This window comes from Brachyspira catarrhinii (genome assembly GCF_005518285.1).
Classification (GTDB): domain Bacteria; phylum Spirochaetota; class Brachyspiria; order Brachyspirales; family Brachyspiraceae; genus Brachyspira; species Brachyspira catarrhinii.
Window position 1 is genome coordinate 1 of the sequence record NZ_SJDU01000799.1, and the last position, 418, is coordinate 418.

Consider the following 418-nt stretch of genomic DNA (forward strand, 5'->3'; position numbering starts at 1 on the left):
TTATCATGAGGAGGAAAATCTACAGCTTCTCCAATGATAAAATAACCGCATTCAATCATATTGCCGTCTGCTTTCTTATTAAAAGTTATTTTTATTCTTGTAAACTCAACAGGAGCTATATTATAAACTCCATAATTATTTGTTATATAAACATTATAATAAATAAAATTGCCGTATATATCTTCTATTTCTATACTTATATTTTTTATATTTGTATTAAAAATAGCAAAACAGTTTATAATACCTTTTCCATCTAAAAATAGACCTCCATCTTCTTCACTTTTGAATCTTCCAATTTCTGAAGTTCTATAATTAAATATATTAGAAACAGGAAAAAACTCATCTTCTTCTCCAATAACAGCATATGCAAATAGATTAAATATGTTATTACATAATAATCTCATAATATACCTCTCTG

1 pseudogene is annotated in these 418 nt (G+C 24.9%); it reads right to left on the reverse strand.

Annotation, left to right across the window (positions count from 1 at the left end):
• Window positions 1-404: pseudogene (locus EZH24_RS13500) on the reverse strand (hypothetical protein); the annotation flags it as partial.
• Window positions 405-418 lie beyond the last annotated feature (14 nt).